This window comes from Pseudomonas sp. ESBL9 (genome assembly GCF_036668715.1).
GTDB classification, from domain to species: Bacteria; Pseudomonadota; Gammaproteobacteria; order Pseudomonadales; family Pseudomonadaceae; genus Aquipseudomonas; species Aquipseudomonas lundensis.
This window is the reverse complement of the sequence record NZ_JAZEVV010000001.1, coordinates 464,562-480,846: the sequence shown is the minus strand read 5'-3', so window position 1 is coordinate 480,846 and position 16,285 is coordinate 464,562. Positions and strand designations below refer to the sequence as shown.

Sequence of the window (16,285 nt, the reverse complement as noted above, 5' to 3'; positions counted from 1 at the left end):
CAACGCTGCATCAGCGATGCACACATCCATTTCGTACAGCGCCTAGGCGCAAATCTCGCGCTTTTTAGAGGTCATGAGCATCAATGCGAGCAGGATCGACACCACAATAAAGCCCGCGGCCGCGAAACCAAGGCTGCCCAGGCCGTAGTGGTCGATAACCCGGCCGCCAACCATGGCGCCCAGCCCGATGCCCAGGTTCGCCCCAGCGATGTTCAGCGAGGCTGCAAAGGCCGGGGCGTGCGGCGCCACTTTCATCAGGCGCACATGGCTGACCAGAAACAGCGCAGCTTGCGTCACGCCCCAGACGCCCAAGGCCGCCGCCAGCCCCAGCGTGGAATGAATGCTCGGCACCAGCGCCACCATGCCGCCAATCATGAAGGCGCAGAACACCATCGAGGCGATCAGCGGATGACGATCCACCATGCGACCGCCCAACGAATTGCCGATCAGCCCGACCGCACCGAACCCCATGAGACACCAGCCCACCAACGTGCCATCAAAGCCTGCCAGGCGCTCGAGAATATCCGCCAGATAGGTGTAGGCCGTGAACATGCCGCTGAACACCAGGACCGACAAGACAACGTGACCGATCATCAACGGGCTACGCAGCATGGCGAATTGAGAGCGCAACGTGACGGCGGCTTTAACCACCCGGGTTGAAGGCAGGTAGATCCACAACAGCAAAGCCTTGGCCAGCGCCACCACCGCAAGGATGCCGAACGCACTGCGCCAACCCCACGCATCCGAAATCAACGTACCTACCGGGATACCGAACACCGTCGCACACACAATACCGAAACCGATTTTAGCGATCGCACGCCCCGCATAGTCAGGGCCCACGATGTCGACCGCCGTTTCACTGGCCAGCGCCCAAAACACCGGTAAGCCCAAGGCAGGCAACAGACGCGCAAATGCCATCACCCAAATAGTCGGCGCCAATGCGGCCACCGTGTTGGCAAAGGCGAACATCAACAAAATGCCTATAAACAGACGTTTACGCTCGAACCTGGCGAAATAGGCGGTCAAAAAAGGGCCGAGCGCCGCCACCGTAAAGGCGAACAACGTCACCAGCAGCCCGGCCTGGGGCACGCTGACATCAAGGTCCCGCGCAATAGAGGGCAGCAAGCCGACGATGATGAACTCGGTCGTGAGCACGGTAAAACCGGCCGCAGACAGCAGCAGGATGGGCAACAGCATGGATAACTCCAGAGACGGCAAGGCCAGCGAAAGCCAAGTGGCCCGCTGATTTGAATAAGAGTGGATGACGCAATGGTAACAGAATGATTCGCAGCACGCGTCGGCCGAATCCACGGCCCTGACAGGGGTTCAGCTGTGACAGATTGCCCTTGAGCAGGAAAGTTCCCGCAGCCCTATGATAAAGTCCGCGCCCCGCCATGGTTTTAGTCACACAGACGTATCCAATAGACACGGCTATTATCTGCTGCGCACTTTTCGCCCCCTGAGATCTGTGGGAAACATCTGACATTTTTGTTCGCACACGATCATTGATTGCGGCACCCACAACAACTAGAGAGTCCCCTATGACTGACGCTTCACCTTCCCTGCTGCACCGGCTCAAACGCACCAGCCTGGTGACCCAGATCGTGATCGGCCTGATTGCCGGGATTCTGCTGGCCTGGCTCGCCCCGTCGGCGGCGCTGACCGTAGGCTTTATCGGCAAGATTTTTGTCAGCGCCTTGAAAGCAGTAGCCCCCATTCTGGTGTTTGTGCTGGTCATGGCTTCGATCGCCAACCACAAGCATGGTCAGGAAACCCACATCCGTCCCATCCTGGTGCTGTATCTGTTTGGCACGTTTGCAGCCGCGGTCGTCGCTGTGGTCGCCAGCATGCTGTTCCCGTCCAATCTGGTGCTGTCTACCCACGACGTGGCGATTTCTGCACCCGGCGGCATCAACGAAGTCTTGCAAAGCTTGTTGTTGAGTGTCGTAGACAACCCGGTCAGTGCCCTGATGAACGCCAACTTCATCGGTATCCTGGCGTGGGCCATCGGCATGGGGATTGCCATTCGTCATGCCGGCGAAACCACCCGCACCGTGCTCAATGACCTGTCCAACGGTGTCACCCTGATCGTGCGCGTGGTGATCCGTTTCGCACCGCTGGGCATCTTCGGGCTGGTGGCCTCAACCCTGGCTTCTTCGGGGTTTAATGCCCTGCTGGGCTATTTGCACCTGCTCGTCGTGCTGATCGGCTGCATGCTGTTTGTGGCGTTGGTGGTCAATCCGCTGATCGTGTTCTGGAAGCTGCGCCGCAACCCGTTCCCACTGGTGTTTCTGTGCCTGCGTGAAAGCGGTATCACTGCCTTTTTCACCCGCAGTTCGGCCGCCAATATCCCGGTCAACATGGCCTTGAGCGAGAAACTGGGCCTGCACCAAGACACCTATTCCGTGTCGATCCCGCTGGGCGCCACCATCAACATGGCCGGTGCGGCCATCACCATTACCGTGTTGAGCCTGGCAGCCGTGCACACACTGGGCATCCAAGTCGACCTGCCTACAGCCATTTTGCTGAGTGTGGTAGCGGCTGTTTGCGCCTGTGGCGCATCGGGCGTAGCAGGCGGTTCGTTGCTGCTGATCCCGCTGGCGTGCAGCCTGTTTGGCATTCCCAGTGAAATTGCCATGCAGGTCGTCGCCGTGGGCTTCATCATCGGCATCCTGCAGGATTCGGCCGAAACCGCCCTCAACTCGTCCACCGATGTGCTGTTTACCGCCGCCGCCTGCATGGCGAAAGAAGACAAAGCCGTCTGACGCCACGCCTTTGCACACTCGTCAAGCGCTGCCCGCAGGCGGCGCTTGAACACTGTCGCTGCACGTTTCAGTGCGCATTCATCGCTGAATCAGAACGCACCCATGTAATCGCGCTTGCCGATTTCAACGCCGTTATGGCGCAAAATCGCGTAGGTGGTGGTGACGTGGAAGAAAAACTGCGGCAAACCGTAAGTGAGCAAATAGGCCTGGCCGGTGAAGCGCTTCTCTTTGGGCGTTCCCGGGCGGGTCACGATTTCAATCCCTTCCTTGCCATCCACCTGCTCCGGCTTGAGGGTGTCCACAAATGCCAGCACCTTGCTGATCAGCGCTTGCAGTTCGGCAAAGGTGGCTTCGTTGTCGTCATATTTGGGCAGTTCAACTTCGGCCAGGCGCCCCGAAACGCCTTTAGCAAAATCCACTGCAATTTGCACCTGACGCACCAACGGGAACATGTCCGGCGCCAGACGCGCTTGCAGGAACACACTGGGGTCAATGTTCTTGGCCGTGGCGTGCGCTTCTGCTTTGGTCAGCACACCGCTCATGGCGTTGAGCATTTGTTTGAACACGGGAATGGACGCTGCGTAGAGAGAGAGAGTCATGAGGGTCTCGACAGTCGGTGGGCACAATGAATGAGCGCCGATTATAGACACGTCGCTGCGCTAAAGCGGCTTGTCTTTGCACAGCCATTGGTTTTAGGGGCTGTTCCCGTTGCATCGCCGCTGCGACGCGGCTTGCAATGGAACGGGGACAGCCCCTAGGCTAGCCGCCTTCCAACGCACAGGGAAAACGTGATGAACAGCGAACACGAGACCGACGTCGAAGCCCGTCTCAACAGCACGGAAATTCGCATCCTCGGCGCCTTGATCGAAAAACAGGCCACCCACCCCGACACGTACCCGCTGACGCTGAATGCGCTGGTGTTGGCTTGCAATCAAAAGACCAGCCGCGAGCCGGTAATGAACCTCAGCCCCGGCCAGGTCGGGCAAAGCCTGCGGGCACTTGAGGGGCGAGGCTTTACGCGCTTGGTCATGGGCAGTCGCGCAGATCGCTGGGAGCACCGGGTCGATAAAGTGCTGGAGCTGGTGCCGGCGCAGGTGGTGGTGATGGGGTTGTTGTTCCTGCGTGGCCCGCAAACCCTCAATGAGCTGCTGACCCGCAGCGCGCGCATGCACGACTTTGAAGACACCGATCAAGTGCAGCATCTGCTGGAACGCCTGATCGCCCGTGATCTGGCATTGTTGCTGCCCCGTCAGAGCGGTCAGCGTGAAGACCGCTACATGCATGCGCTGGGTGACCCGGACGACATGGACGCCATCCTGGCTGCGCGCCAGCAGCCATCTGAGCGAGGCAGCGCTTCAGGCCTGTCCGTGGAACGCTTTGAAGCACTGGAAGCTCGGGTGGCAGCACTGGAAGCGCGGCTGGCCGCACTCGAATAACCTGATCGCCGGGCACCATCAATCGCCCGGCTTTGCGTTCAGCCGCGGGCAAACGCCACGGCGGCCCGGAACTGCTCTGGGGTCGGGCGTACGCCGGTGTAGAGCACGAATTGTTCAAGCGCCTGAATGGCGATGACCTCAAGCCCGGTAATGACCTGCTTGCCCAAGGCGCGACCGCGAACAATCAGCGGCGTCTCTGACGGGATTGCCACCACATCGAAAATGACCGCCGCCTGATTGATCGCATCCGCTTCAAACGCCAGATCATCGGCTTCTGCCCCGCCGCTCATACCGATGGGGGTGACATTGATCAGCATTTGAGGCCGGGCGGGCCCCAACTGCGCTTGCCATTCATAGCCACAATGCCGGGCCAAAGCCGAGCCGGACGCTTGATTGCGGGCCACGATCACACCGTGTTTGTAGCCGCCGTCGCGCAGGGCGGATGCCACGGCTTTGGCCATGCCGCCACTGCCATGCAAGGCGAATGTTGTGTCTTGGCTGATGTTATGGCGCTCCAGCAACTGCGCGATGGCAATGTAGTCCGTGTTATAGGCCTTCAAATGGCCGTCGGTGTTGACCAGGGTGTTGATCGAGTCAATGGCCTTGGCCGATGCGTCCATCTCATCCACCAACGCAATACACGCCTCTTTGAATGGCATTGAAACGCCACATCCGCGTATGCCCAATGCCCGTATACCGGTCACCGCGCCCGGCAGATCCTGTGTGGTGAAGGCTTTGTAGTAGAAATTAAGCCCCAATTGCTCATAGAGATGATTATGAAACCGCAGTCCAAAATTGCCGGGGCGGCCCGACAGTGAAATGCATAACCGGGTGTCTTTGTTCGGGTTCATCTGCATGTTCATCTCCTGAGAAAAGCGTTCAGATAGACGGCTGCGGCCGCTTCAAGGCGGGCTGATTAGTCGTGTCCGGGCCGGCCACGCTGAAACGAGTCAGCCGCCGACGACCTTACACAACATTTACCAAGAGGCGCCGCAGTTTTTTTGAAAAACGCGGTCTGAGTGTTATCCCCGCACCCTTTTTGTGGCCTGTGTCAGGCTGAACTGCCGGGGCTGCTATTCGAGGTACGTCATGATGCGCAACATCCCTCAAGTCGCGTTGCTGATCGGCGCACTGGCCGTCGCGGGCCAGGCATCTGCCCACGGTGGCTGGGGCTCGGGACCGGCCGTGTTCGGTGCGGTGGTGGGTGGCGCGATCATCGGTTCGGTGATCGCCCATCACGATCAGCGCCCGGTCTATGTGCAACAACCGGTCTATGCTCAGCCGCAACCGGTCTATGTGCAGGCCCCGCCCGTGTACTACCCGCCACAACCGGTCTACGTCCCGGCGCCCCAGCCGGTTTACTACCAGGGCTATTACGGTCGACCACACCCTGTGCAATACGGACCGCCCCGGGGGATTACGGGCCGCCACGCTGGTAAAGGCTGGTCTGAATAGATGATGTGAATGTCGCAGGTGAAACACAAAATGTAACGTGTTTGCGGCATGATTGGACGCCAATGCGCCCGGCAGCCTGTCAGGACTCGCCGGGCGCAGCGCGTTTCAATCGCCGCACACCTATAAAAACAAGGACGACCCTCATGCCGACTCAACACCCTCATCGCCGGGCTGACCTCTGCACCTCAAGCAAGGTTTACGAAGCCCTCACAGAACTCAAGCAGCTTGAAGGGCACCGCTCTGCCAAGCTGGTTTCACTGCTGGCCCAGCACCTGGTCGACAAAGGCATGCTCAATGAGCAAGAGGTCATGCATATGCTGGACCTGGTAGTGGATTAACCTGGCGCACGCACTAACCTAATCCCTGTCGATGGCGACTATCACGCGCAATGATTTTTTGTGCTGCGGCGCACGCCGTAAGGTGGCTTCATTGATTGGAGGAGGTGTGTATGTCCAAGGTTCATGTCATGTCGATGGTGGGCAGCGCAGTGCCTGCTCCACTGCGCGCTGACGGCTTGTTGGCCTGCTGGTATGTGGTGATCGACGGGGTGCCGGTCAGCGGCCCGTTTACTTCGCGGGCCGCCGCTCAAGTCAAAGCCACCAGCGAAACAGATAAAACAACGCCACACTGGACACGACACTGAGCAACACGTTGCGACTCCAGACCATCAGCCCGATTGCACACAACCCGGCCAGCAGGTACGGGTTGTCGAGGCTGAGATTGAGCGCTCGGTCCTTGACGAAAATAATCGGCCCGCAAATGGCCGTCAGCATCCCCGGCACAGCGAAGCCTAAAAACTCCTTCACACCTCTATTCAGACGGATAGGCAGCCGCGGCTCCAGAAACAGATAGCGGTTGAAAAACAAAATCAGCGCCATCCCGACAATAATCACCCACATCATTCGAAAAACACCCCTGCTCGCTTGCTCAAGTAACCGGCCGCCATCCCGGCCAGCCCCGCCAGCACGATCGCCGACTCCCACTGCCAATAACTGAACAGCACCACGCTCACCAGTGAAACGGCCACGCAAATGATCGTCGGGACATTGCGCACCACGGGCGTAATCAGGGCAATGAACGTCGCGGCAATCGAGAACTCCAGCCCCAACTGGTCCAGGCCCGGAATGCTTTTGCCGAGGACCACGCCCATCAGGGTGAACAGGTTCCAGCCGATGTACATGCACAGCCCGACACCCAACGCATACCAGCGGTTAAACGTTTGGCGATCCTGACTGCTGACCAATGCAAAAAACTCATCGGTGAGTAAAAAGCCCAGACCGAACCGCCACCTGGCGGGCAGCGGTGAAACCACGGGGCGCAAATGCATGGCGTACAGCAGGTGTTGAGACGTCAGCAATAAAGTCGTCAGCAGGATCGACAACACGCTGGCGCCACCCTTGATCATGCCAATGGCCACCAGTTGCGCGGCGCCGGCGAACACCAGCACCGACAGCCCTTGGCTTTGGGCGGGGGTCAGTTGCGCATCGATGGCGGTTGACCCCGCCAGCAGCCCCCACGGCGCACAGGCAAGCGTCAATGGCAGACAAGCAATCACACCACGTATGAAGGCGGCTCTTGGAAGCGAATGGGGCATTGAAAACATCCTGATGGTCAGCAGCGGCAAAGGGTCGCAACAACGCCACGCAAAGTCTTGAACAATCTTGCTCAATGCGCGCCCGGACCGCTCAAACGACGTAGCGGTACGGCCACGACAGTTTGACGAAAGGTCAATCCTGGTCTTTAGTCAGTCGGAATCGTTATCCGTTATCTCCCGCCCACAGCTTCCACGAGGAACCATCATGAAAGACCTGAAATCCGCCAAGGAAACCAGAAAGGCCGATCTGCGGACACCTTCGGCGCTGAGCGATGAAGCCTGCATCAACATTGCAGCCGAAGTGAACGCGCTGCTGGCCGATACCTTCGCCATTTACATGAAAACCAAGAATTTCCATTGGCACATGTCGGGTCCGCACTTCCGCGATTTCCACCTGCTGCTGGATGAGCAATCCGATCAGATTTTTGCCACCACCGATGCGATCGCCGAACGTGTGCGCAAGCTGGGTCGCACCACCCTTCGTTCGATCGGCCACATCAAGAAGCTGCAACGCCTGCTCGATAACGACGCCGATTTCGTGACCCCGGAAGACATGCTGGCCGAGTTGCGTGAAGACAATATCCAACTGGCGGCTTACATGCGTGAAACCCACAGCATGTGTTCGGAGCTGGGCGACGTCGCGACGACCAGCCTGCTGGAAAACTGGATCGATGAAGCGGAACGCCGCGTGTGGTTCCTGTTTGAATCGTCGCGTACCAAATAAAACAAAACGCCGGTTTGATCCCGATCAAACCGGCGCTGCAGATGAATTATGTTTCACTCAGCCCGCGTACCGCAGCTTGTATAGTGGCCCTTGCTCATTCAATGAACCCTTGCCCGCCTACCCCTGCGGGCTTTTTTTTTGCCTTTCAAACGCCCTGCCTGAACACCAGCGCTTTCAATCCGCATTCGGGGTCGGCATCCGGAAATTCGGGCGGGTTGGCCAGTCGCTGCTCAAAGCGCAACCCCGGCGCATGCTCGGTCACGCCGCCTATCAAAAAGTCCGACCCCAGCGACGGGTCATTCATGCACGCCAGCACTAAACCGTTTTCACTCAACAACTCTGGCAAACGGCGCACCACCCGCTGGTAATCCTTGGTCAGCAGAAAACTGCCTTTCTGGAAGGATGGCGGGTCAATGATGACCAAGTCATAAGGGCCGGTACTTTTGACCTTGCCCCAGGACTTGAACAACTCATGCCCCAGAAACGTGACCTTGCTCATGTCGTGGCTATTGAGGCGATGGTTATCTCGACCCCGGCTCAACGCCGCGCGCGACATGTCGAGGTTGACCACATGCTCGGCGCCGCCCTCGATGGCAGCCACTGAAAACCCGCAGGTGTAGGCAAACAAATTCAGCACCCGCTTGCCTTGGGCGTGGGCTTTGACCCACTCGCGGCCGTAGCGCATGTCGAGAAACAGGCCATTGTTCTGCTTACGTCCCAAATCCACGCGGTAGCGCAGCCCACCTTCGGTCAGCGTCCACTCGTCAATGGCTTCGCCCACCAGCCATTCGGTGTCGCTTTGCAGGGTATAGCGATGCTGCAACACCAGGGTGTGCGCCCCGCTGGCTTGCCATACCGGCGTCTGCGCCAAGTTGATCAACAGGGCTTTTAGGGCTTGCAGCGCAGCGGCATCAGGCTCCTTGAACAGCGAGACCAGTACCACGCCTTGCAGCCAATCCACAGTCAATTGCTCCAGCCCCGGCCAGCAGCGACCTCGCCCGTGAAACAGACGGCGGGTCTCTTCGGGGGGGCTTTGCAGGGCGGTCAACAGATGCGAGTCGAGGATGGAAAACGCTTCAGGGGTCATCGGTGGGGCCGGTTATTTCAAAGGGCGGGCATTTTACACAATTACCTCGGCCTCCACGCCAGCCTCGCACACTAAGACAGTTCCTTCGGCCTGGGGTCAGACGTGAGTCTGTGCCCCTTGGAACATCGCCCCGGCCTAACGGATCGCCTTTGTCGCTGACGAGGCTTAATCAGACGAATTACGTGAAAAAGACGCTGTAACTGCCTGCGACCTCAGGCATTTCTGCGGTTATTGATACATACTCAACAAATGTAACTCGATGTGTAATGCATCGCGATGCAGCCAGTCACCTCCCACTTCTTTTCGAGTCAATCTGCGTGAAAAGTCATCTTTCGATTCTTGGCCTGTTTTTAGTCCTCACAGGCGCCGCCGCTCCCTCAATCGCCGCAGCGACTGAAAGCACCTCTGCACCGCGCGACACCTCACAACTGCATATCGCGTCAGGCAGCGCGATGCTGGTTGATCTGCAAACCAACAAAGTCATTTACGCCAGTAACCCTGACGTCGTGGTGCCGATCGCCTCGGTGTCCAAATTGATGACCGCCATGGTGGTGCTGGATGCCAAGTTGCCGATGAATGAATACATCGCGGTCAACATCAGCGACACCCCCGAGATGAAAGGCGTATTTTCCCGTGTCAAACTCGGCAGCGAACTGACGCGCCACGACATGATGCTGATTACCCTCATGTCCTCAGAAAACCGCGCCGCAGCCACCCTTGCACACCATTACCCCGGCGGTTACGTGGCGTTTATTGCCGCCATGAATGCCAAAGCCAAAAGCCTGGGCATGATGCACACCCGCTATGTGGAACCGACCGGCTTGTCGATGCATAACGTCTCGACGGCCCGTGACTTGAGCAAGTTGCTGGCAGCAGCCCGTCAATACCCGATGCTGAGCCAATTGAGCACCACCAAAGAAAAAACCGTCGCCTTTCGCAAGCCCAACTACACCTTGGGCTTTCGCAACACCGACCACCTGGTCAACAAGGACAAGTGGAATATCAAGATCACCAAGACCGGCTTCACCAATCAGGCAGGGCACTGTCTGGTGCTGGTGACAGAAATGGGCAACCGCCCGGTTTCGCTGGTGATTCTGGATGCATTCGGCAAATACACCCACTTTGCCGATGCCAGCCGGATCCGCAGCTGGATTGAGACCGGCAAAAGCGGCAGCGTGCCAGATGTGGCATTGCGCTATAAAGCCGACAAGAACCTGAAGGCCCGCCCGGCGGCCCAGCCTCACCCCTCAAAGTAATCAGTGTGACCCGGGCCCGGAATACCGGGCCGGGCTCAACCTCGCTTCAATGTCTGCTTATGGACGTACATCGCACGGTCGGCGTCGAGCAACAGGCTTGCGACCGAGTCATGGTGTTGAGGGTCATATTCAATCTGCCCGACACTGAAACGAATCGCATAACCCCGTGACGCGCTTGCATTGCGCTCATCGAGCAACGCTTGCAGGCGAGCCATGACGGCGGCGATGTGCACGCAGTCCGAGCCAGTCAGCAGCACGACAAATTCATCCCCGCCCAACCGCCCGATCACATCGCTTTCACGAAACGCGATGCGCAACACGTCGGCAAAGGCCTTGAGGGCCTGATCGCCTTCAGCATGGCCGTAGGTGTCATTGACCTGCTTGAACTCATTAAGATCGAAAAACAATAACGTCGCCGGCCTGCCCCATTGCCTGCAATACGCCAGGCCATGACGCGCCAAGGCTTCGAAGCCGCGCCGGTTGGAAAGCAGAGTTAGCTCATCCATGGTCGCCAATTGCACAGCCACCAGCTCTTGCTCGGCCATCGCTGCCAAATCCCGCAACAACTCACGCTCATCGTCGCTAAGCACACGGGGCAAGGTATCGATCAGGCACAGCGTGCCGACTTTATCGCCGTTAGCGACTTTGAGCGGACAGCCCGCGTAAAAACGGATGCCCGGATCGCCCAATACCAACGGATTGTCATAAAAGCGCTCGTCCAGCACGGCGTCGCAGATCATCAATATCTGGTCGCCCAAAATCGCGTGCCCACAAAAGGACACGTCGCGGGGCGTTTCAATGACATCAAGGCCAGCCGCCGATTTGAACCACTGACGCTCGGTATCCACCAGGCTGACCAAGGCAATCGGCACATTGAACACGCGTCGCGCCAGACGGGTCAGGCGCTCAAATCGCTCCTCCGGCTCGGTGTCGAGGACATTCAACCTGTGCAAGGCTTCTAAACGAGCCGCCTCGTCGACAGGTTTGTCTGGAACCCGCATGCGTCACTCCTTTGTGCACGAACAGGCACAAGCATAGTTCACAGCGTCTTTGAACGAGAGATGGCCGACCAAACGCCGAAGGGAGGGATAAAGAAAGTGCAGGCACTTGTCTCGGGGAGAGGTCGAAAACAAATGCCTGCGTACTGCTCGTCAATGCCTGGGTTGCTCTTTTTTCGGTTTTTTAATGGTTTCTACGGTGGTTTCCCGAGGTCGACGCTTGGCTTCTTCCAGTGGAATAAAGAGACCGGTTGCTGAGTCGCGGGCACGTTTGTTTTTCATGTCAATCACCTGTGAATGGCGCCGGACACGTCGTGCGCCCGGTCGGCTATCTTCAGGCTAGTCGACGAAAAACCTCTGAAAACCATCCGGAAACAAGCGCTTGCAGTTCTGCGCCTACCCCGAATACAAAGAACCCCGCCTGAAAAGACGGGGTTCCTGACGCGCCACTGCGGGATCAGTTTTGCAGGGCTGGCTGTTCCCCATTGATCGGGATGCGTTTGGCTTTTGCCTCTTCAGGCACTACCCGTTGCAGATCAATGCTCAGCAAGCCATTGCTCAGGTTTGCACCTTTGATCTCGATGTGGTCATCGAGGCGGAAGGACAGTTTGAACGCCCGTTGTGCAATACCCTGATGCAAAAAGGTCACGCTGTCGTCGGTGCTGGTTTCACGTTTGCTGCCGCTCACGCTCAACACACCTTTCTCTACTTGCAGGTCCAGGTCTTCCTGCTGGAAACCCGCTGCAGCTACGACAATGCGATAGCTGTCTTCACCGCGTTTTTCAACGTTGTAGGGTGGGTAGCCACCGCTGGTGTCATTGCGAAGCGCGGTTTCGAACAAATCACTAAAACGGTCAAAGCCGACAGAATTACGGAACAGTGGCGCCAGAGAAAATGCAGTGCTCATAATTTAGCCTCCTGATTTCAGCGAGATTTTGTCTCCGCGACCCGGTTTCGGCATCGCGTACTCCCTAAATAGGGACCGACCCAATCATTTCAAGAGGTTTTTTTAAAAAAAATTCAGGTGTTTGAAGCCGCATCCATGGGCGGGTTGTTGACCAGATGACGGACTTTTTCACAGTCGGTTTCGCGGCGCATCGCATTGAACAACACCGTGGCCTCGGGATAATTGCGCGTCAGCATCGCCAGCCACTGCTTCAGACGCCCTGGGGCTGAGCGCGGGGTCAGTTGCGCTTGAGCCTGGGCCCAGAAGTCACGAATCATCGGCTGCAGGTCAGCCCAGGTCATTTCGACGACCTCTTCCCCGGCCCGCGCTGCGGCGATCTGCCGGGCAAGGTCTGGCCTGGAAACCAGACCCCGGCCGAGCATGATGTCTTCAGCACCACTGATTTCGCGGCAACGGCGCCAATCTTCAACGGACCAGATGTCCCCATTGGCAAACACCGGCACCTTGACGACCTCTTGCACCTGAGCAATGTATTCCCAATGCGCAGGTGGCTTGTAGCCATCCATTTTGGTCCGGGCATGCACCACGATCTGGCTTGCGCCGCCTTCAGCCAGCGCAATGGCGCATTCGTTGGCGCTGTCAGGGGTATCGAAGCCCAAACGCATCTTGGCCGTGACCGGGATATGAGCCGGCACAGTGCGACGCACTTGCAACAGGATCGCATGCAGCAGTTCAGGCTCTTTGAGCAGCACGGCACCGCCACGGGACTTGTTCACCGTCTTGGCCGGACAGCCAAAATTCAGATCGATCACTTCAGCGCCCAACTGGCAGGCCAGCGCTGCGTTGTCTGCCAGGCACGCCGGATCGGACCCCAGCAATTGCACGCGCAGCGGCACGCCTGCACGGGTCTTCGCGCCGTGCTGAAGCTCAGGGGCAAACTTGTGGAAGTAAGCGTCGGGCAGCAGACGCTCGGTGACCCGAATGAATTCGGTGACACACCAATCAATACCGCCGGTGCGGGTCAGGACATCACGCAGGATGTTGTCGACCAGCCCTTCCATCGGCGCCAAGGCAATTTGCATGGGTGACTCTCATAAAAAAACGTGCGGCAGTTTACGCGCTAACGCGGGCAATCGGTATCGCGTTGCACGCCCTATCAGGCTGGCACGACCGCCGGACCATAGCCATCGAGGAATTCGGGCGGCAGGCGTTTGGCTTTGCCGCTGGACAGTTCGATACACACAAACGTGGTGTTAGCCCGCAGCAACGTCAGCCCGTCGCGCGGCCTGATCAACTGGAACTGACGCGTCATGCGCAAGCGTTTGTCGCAATCGATGATCCACGTCGCCAGTTGCAACTCGTCACCTTCATAGGCGCTGGCCAGGTAATCGATTTCATGCCTGGCCACAGCCATGGCGCGGTCAAGACGACGGTATTCCGTGAGGTCCAGCCCGAGGCGCTGAGAGTGACGCCAGGCGCATCGTTCCAGCCAGACAACATAGGCAGCGTTATTGGCATGGCCAAAACCGTCGATGTCTTCAGCCTGCACCTGCAGATCAATGATGAACGGCGTTGCCAAATCCCAGCTCATGCCCAGCCTCCACGCTTAAATAAAGGGCGCAGTGTAACGCAGCAGGTCTGTTTAAGGTGGGGAGCGGCACAGGGCCAAACGAGGGTGATGGCGAGGATGACAAAAGCTTCAGGCAAACAAAAGGGCCATTCAATAATTGAATGACCCTTAAAAATCCCGCAGAGCGGGTAATCGTGGCGTCCCCTAGGGGACTCGAACCCCTGTTACCGCCGTGAAAGGGCGGTGTCCTAGGCCACTAGACGAAGGGGACACAAACCCTTCTAACAGTGATCAGGCATTTGCCTGATCGATTCAACGCCAGTGTGGCCCGACGTTGAACTGTAAATTGGTGGAGCTAAACGGGATCGAACCGTTGACCTCTTGCATGCCATGCAAGCGCTCTCCCAGCTGAGCTATAGCCCCGATTTATCGCCTGGCGGCGGAGCAACACCGAAGTGCTGCTTCTGTAAAACTGGCGTCCCCTAGGGGACTCGAACCCCTGTTACCGCCGTGAAAGGGCGGTGTCCTAGGCCACTAGACGAAGGGGACACAAACCTTCTAACAATGATCAGCGCTGAGTGCTGATCGATTCAATGCCGGTGTGGCCAAGCATTGAACTGTAAATTTGGTGGAGCTAAACGGGATCGAACCGTTGACCTCTTGCATGCCATGCAAGCGCTCTCCCAGCTGAGCTATAGCCCCAAACAGTCAGTGTTGCGTGTTGCTGTGTGGACGGGGCGCATATTAAGACTGGATCGGTAGGCTGTCAAACTTATTTTCAAAGTTTTTTAAAAAAAATGGTCGAGAGAACAACCACTTACCCTTCCCACCCCGTAAATACGGGCCCCGCATACAAAACGTGCCGTCACTGCCAAAGACCTAAAAGGGCCGCGCAGCGGTCCTGACCCCAGCCTGCGGCAGCGACGGCACCTCAAAACCGATCAACCGATTGCGTTGAACAGCTTTTCCCACTCTTTGTTTTCTTTCTTCGAAACACCGCCCAGCAGTTCCAGCGCCTGACGCAAGCGGAAACGCGTGAGGTCCGGGCCCAGAATCTCCATGGCGTCCAGCACCGACACCGAGCTGGCCTGCCCCGTGATCGACGCAAACATCAGCGGCATCGCATCGCGCAGCTTCAGCTCAAGGGCATCCACCACCGTTTGTATGCAACCGGTGATGGCGTCTTTTTCCCACTGACGCAGGCTTTCGAGCTTCCACAGGATCAGTTGCATCAGTTGACGCACTTGATCGCCGGACAACTTTTTGTGCTCAAACAGCTTGGCATCCAGTTGCAAGCCACCCGAGAAGAAGAACCCGGCCAGCGGCGCGATCTGACTGAACGTCTCGACCCGCCCCTGTACCAGCGGCGCGATCTTCATCATGTACTCGGGGTTCAGCGCCCATTGCTGGACACGGCTGGCAAATTCGTCCAGCGGCAAGTCACGCAACCATTGGCCATTGAGCCAGGAGAGTTTTTCAATATCGAAAATCGGACCGCCCAGCGAAACACGGGACAGGTCAAAGTTGTCGACCATCTCTTGCAGCGAGAACTTCTCGCGCTCGTCAGGCATCGACCAACCCATGCGACCCAAGTAGTTGAGCATCGCTTCGGGCATGAAGCCCATGCGCTCGTAGAACGTAACCGAGGTCGGGTTCTTGCGCTTGGACAGCTTGCTCTTGTCCGGGTTACGCAGCAGTGGCATGTAGCACAACTGCGGTTGTTCCCAGCCAAAGTACTCGTAGAGCAGGATCAGTTTCGGCGCCGACGGCAGCCATTCTTCACCGCGCAATACGTGGGTGATGCCCATCAAATGATCGTCGACCACGTTGGCCAGGAAGTACGTCGGCAGGCCGTCGGTCTTCATCAGCACTTGCATGTCCATGCGGTCCCACGGGATCTCGACGTCGCCGCGCAGCAGGTCTGGCACCACGCACACGCCTTCGGTCGGCACTTTCATGCGGATCACGTGTGGCTCGCCAGCGGCCAGGCGCCGGGCCACTTCTTCCTTGGACAGCAACAGCGCGCGACCGTCGTAGCGCGGGGTCTCGCCCTTGGCCATTTGCTCGGCGCGCATCTGGTCCAGCTCTTGTGCGGTGCAGAAACAAGGGAACGCATGCCCCATGTCGACCAGTTGCTGGGTGTACTGCTTATAAATATCGCTGCGCTCGCTCTGACGATACGGGCCATGCGGGCCGCCAACGTCGGGGCCTTCGCTCCAGGTGATACCGAGCCAGCGCAGCGCATCGTAAATCTGCTGTTCTGACTCACGGGTCGAACGCAATTGGTCGGTGTCTTCGATCCGCAGGATGAACTCGCCGCCATGCTGCTTGGCGAAGCAGTAGTTGAACAAAGCGATGTAAGCGGTGCCGACGTGGGGGTCGCCGGTAGGCGATGGCGCAATGCGCGTGCGAACGGTGGTCATGGGCGGTCTCGAAGTGGAGATAAAACAAAGTGCCGAATGGTAACAGGCCGACCCCGCTTGGCTCCAGCTC

Annotated in this window: 18 protein-coding genes, 4 tRNA genes and 1 pseudogene; 7 read left to right on the top strand and 16 right to left on the bottom strand. The window is 58.1% G+C overall.

All coding sequences use genetic code 11. The features are described from left to right. Positions 1–42 precede the first annotated feature (42 nt). Positions 43–1,197, bottom strand: coding sequence for an MFS transporter (locus V6F78_RS02020; protein ID WP_047277447.1), 1,155 nt, complete (start codon positions 1,195–1,197; stop codon positions 43–45). Positions 1,198–1,541: 344 nt separating this feature from the next. On the opposite strand from V6F78_RS02020, the gene sstT reads away from it, so the two are divergent. Continuing rightward, entirely contained in the window at positions 1,542–2,765 is a 1,224-nt protein-coding gene (gene sstT, locus V6F78_RS02015; protein ID WP_169858984.1) for a serine/threonine transporter SstT, read from the top strand. Between the two features lie 89 nt (positions 2,766–2,854). Here sstT and V6F78_RS02010 read toward each other — a convergent pair whose 3' ends face one another. Continuing rightward, a complete protein-coding gene (locus V6F78_RS02010; RefSeq protein WP_047291280.1) occupies positions 2,855–3,364 on the bottom strand; it encodes a DUF1993 domain-containing protein in 510 nt (169 codons plus the stop codon). Between the two features lie 192 nt (positions 3,365–3,556). Between V6F78_RS02010 and V6F78_RS02005 the strand changes: the two genes are divergently transcribed. Next, positions 3,557–4,201 (top strand): YceH family protein, encoded by a 645-nt coding sequence (locus V6F78_RS02005; RefSeq protein ID WP_047291278.1) that lies wholly within the window; start codon positions 3,557–3,559, stop codon positions 4,199–4,201. Between the two features lie 38 nt (positions 4,202–4,239). Here V6F78_RS02005 and V6F78_RS02000 read toward each other — a convergent pair whose 3' ends face one another. Then, positions 4,240–5,058, bottom strand: a complete 819-nt coding sequence (locus tag V6F78_RS02000) for a shikimate 5-dehydrogenase (RefSeq protein WP_047291276.1) — start codon at positions 5,056–5,058, stop codon at positions 4,240–4,242. A 232-nt stretch (positions 5,059–5,290) separates the two neighbouring features. Between V6F78_RS02000 and V6F78_RS01995 the strand changes: the two are divergent. The 3 genes and pseudogenes from V6F78_RS01995 (at position 5,291) to V6F78_RS01985 (ending at position 6,299) form a co-directional block, all read left to right on the top strand. After that, positions 5,291–5,640, top strand: a pseudogene (locus V6F78_RS01995) (hypothetical protein). A gap of 159 nt (positions 5,641–5,799) precedes the next feature. Then, a complete protein-coding gene (locus V6F78_RS01990; RefSeq protein ID WP_047275021.1) occupies positions 5,800–5,994 on the top strand; it encodes a hypothetical protein in 195 nt (64 codons plus the stop codon). 110 nt (positions 5,995–6,104) lie between these two features. Continuing rightward, positions 6,105–6,299 (top strand): hypothetical protein, encoded by a 195-nt coding sequence (locus V6F78_RS01985; protein WP_080960211.1) that lies wholly within the window; start codon positions 6,105–6,107, stop codon positions 6,297–6,299. On the opposite strand, the gene V6F78_RS01980 is transcribed toward V6F78_RS01985, so the two are convergent. Then, positions 6,247–6,558 (bottom strand): AzlD domain-containing protein, encoded by a 312-nt coding sequence (locus tag V6F78_RS01980; protein ID WP_047275023.1) that lies wholly within the window; start codon positions 6,556–6,558, stop codon positions 6,247–6,249. The two genes, V6F78_RS01985 and V6F78_RS01980, sit on opposite strands and share 53 nt — an antisense overlap. Continuing rightward, positions 6,555–7,250 carry an AzlC family ABC transporter permease gene (locus tag V6F78_RS01975; RefSeq protein ID WP_047275025.1) on the bottom strand — a complete coding sequence of 232 codons (696 nt, stop codon included), beginning with the start codon at positions 7,248–7,250 and terminating at the stop codon, positions 6,555–6,557. The genes V6F78_RS01980 and V6F78_RS01975 overlap by 4 nt, the downstream gene beginning before the upstream one ends. Before the next feature lie 205 nt (positions 7,251–7,455). Between V6F78_RS01975 and V6F78_RS01970 the strand changes: the two genes are divergently transcribed. Beyond that, entirely contained in the window at positions 7,456–7,974 is a 519-nt protein-coding gene (locus V6F78_RS01970; protein ID WP_047275027.1) for a Dps family protein, read from the top strand. 145 nt (positions 7,975–8,119) lie between these two features. On the opposite strand, the gene V6F78_RS01965 is transcribed toward V6F78_RS01970, so the two are convergent. Beyond that, positions 8,120–9,061 carry a class I SAM-dependent methyltransferase gene (locus V6F78_RS01965; RefSeq protein WP_047291273.1) on the bottom strand — a complete coding sequence of 314 codons (942 nt, stop codon included), beginning with the start codon at positions 9,059–9,061 and terminating at the stop codon, positions 8,120–8,122. A 317-nt stretch (positions 9,062–9,378) separates the two neighbouring features. On the opposite strand from V6F78_RS01965, the gene pbpG reads away from it, so the two are divergent. After that, positions 9,379–10,317 carry a D-alanyl-D-alanine endopeptidase gene (gene pbpG / locus V6F78_RS01960; RefSeq protein ID WP_047291544.1) on the top strand — a complete coding sequence of 313 codons (939 nt, stop codon included), beginning with the start codon at positions 9,379–9,381 and terminating at the stop codon, positions 10,315–10,317. A gap of 35 nt (positions 10,318–10,352) precedes the next feature. Here the strand turns inward: pbpG and V6F78_RS01955 are convergent, their stop codons facing one another. From V6F78_RS01955 to gltX, 10 genes are all read right to left on the bottom strand, one after another. Further along, positions 10,353–11,318, bottom strand: coding sequence for a GGDEF domain-containing protein (locus V6F78_RS01955; protein ID WP_314399533.1), 966 nt, complete (start codon positions 11,316–11,318; stop codon positions 10,353–10,355). A gap of 150 nt (positions 11,319–11,468) precedes the next feature. Next, a complete protein-coding gene (locus tag V6F78_RS01950) occupies positions 11,469–11,597 on the bottom strand; it encodes a hypothetical protein (RefSeq protein ID WP_257011210.1) in 129 nt (42 codons plus the stop codon). A 175-nt stretch (positions 11,598–11,772) separates the two neighbouring features. After that, positions 11,773–12,222: an Hsp20 family protein gene (locus V6F78_RS01945; protein WP_047275033.1), complete on the bottom strand. Its 450-nt coding sequence runs from the start codon at positions 12,220–12,222 to the stop codon at positions 11,773–11,775. 113 nt (positions 12,223–12,335) lie between these two features. Next, on the bottom strand, positions 12,336–13,304 hold the full coding sequence (locus tag V6F78_RS01940) for a tRNA dihydrouridine synthase (protein ID WP_169839081.1): 969 nt from the start codon (positions 13,302–13,304) through the stop codon (positions 12,336–12,338). A 74-nt stretch (positions 13,305–13,378) separates the two neighbouring features. Next, a complete protein-coding gene (locus V6F78_RS01935; RefSeq protein WP_047275038.1) occupies positions 13,379–13,813 on the bottom strand; it encodes an acyl-CoA thioesterase in 435 nt (144 codons plus the stop codon). Positions 13,814–13,987: 174 nt separating this feature from the next. After that, positions 13,988–14,063 (bottom strand) — tRNA-Glu (locus V6F78_RS01930). A 76-nt stretch (positions 14,064–14,139) separates the two neighbouring features. Then, positions 14,140–14,215: transfer RNA gene (locus V6F78_RS01925), tRNA-Ala, on the bottom strand. A gap of 50 nt (positions 14,216–14,265) precedes the next feature. After that, a tRNA-Glu gene (locus V6F78_RS01920) sits at positions 14,266–14,341 on the bottom strand. A 77-nt stretch (positions 14,342–14,418) separates the two neighbouring features. After that, a tRNA-Ala gene (locus V6F78_RS01915) sits at positions 14,419–14,494 on the bottom strand. 239 nt (positions 14,495–14,733) lie between these two features. Beyond that, entirely contained in the window at positions 14,734–16,215 is a 1,482-nt protein-coding gene (gene gltX / locus V6F78_RS01910) for a glutamate--tRNA ligase (RefSeq protein WP_095008620.1), read from the bottom strand. Positions 16,216–16,285 lie beyond the last annotated feature (70 nt).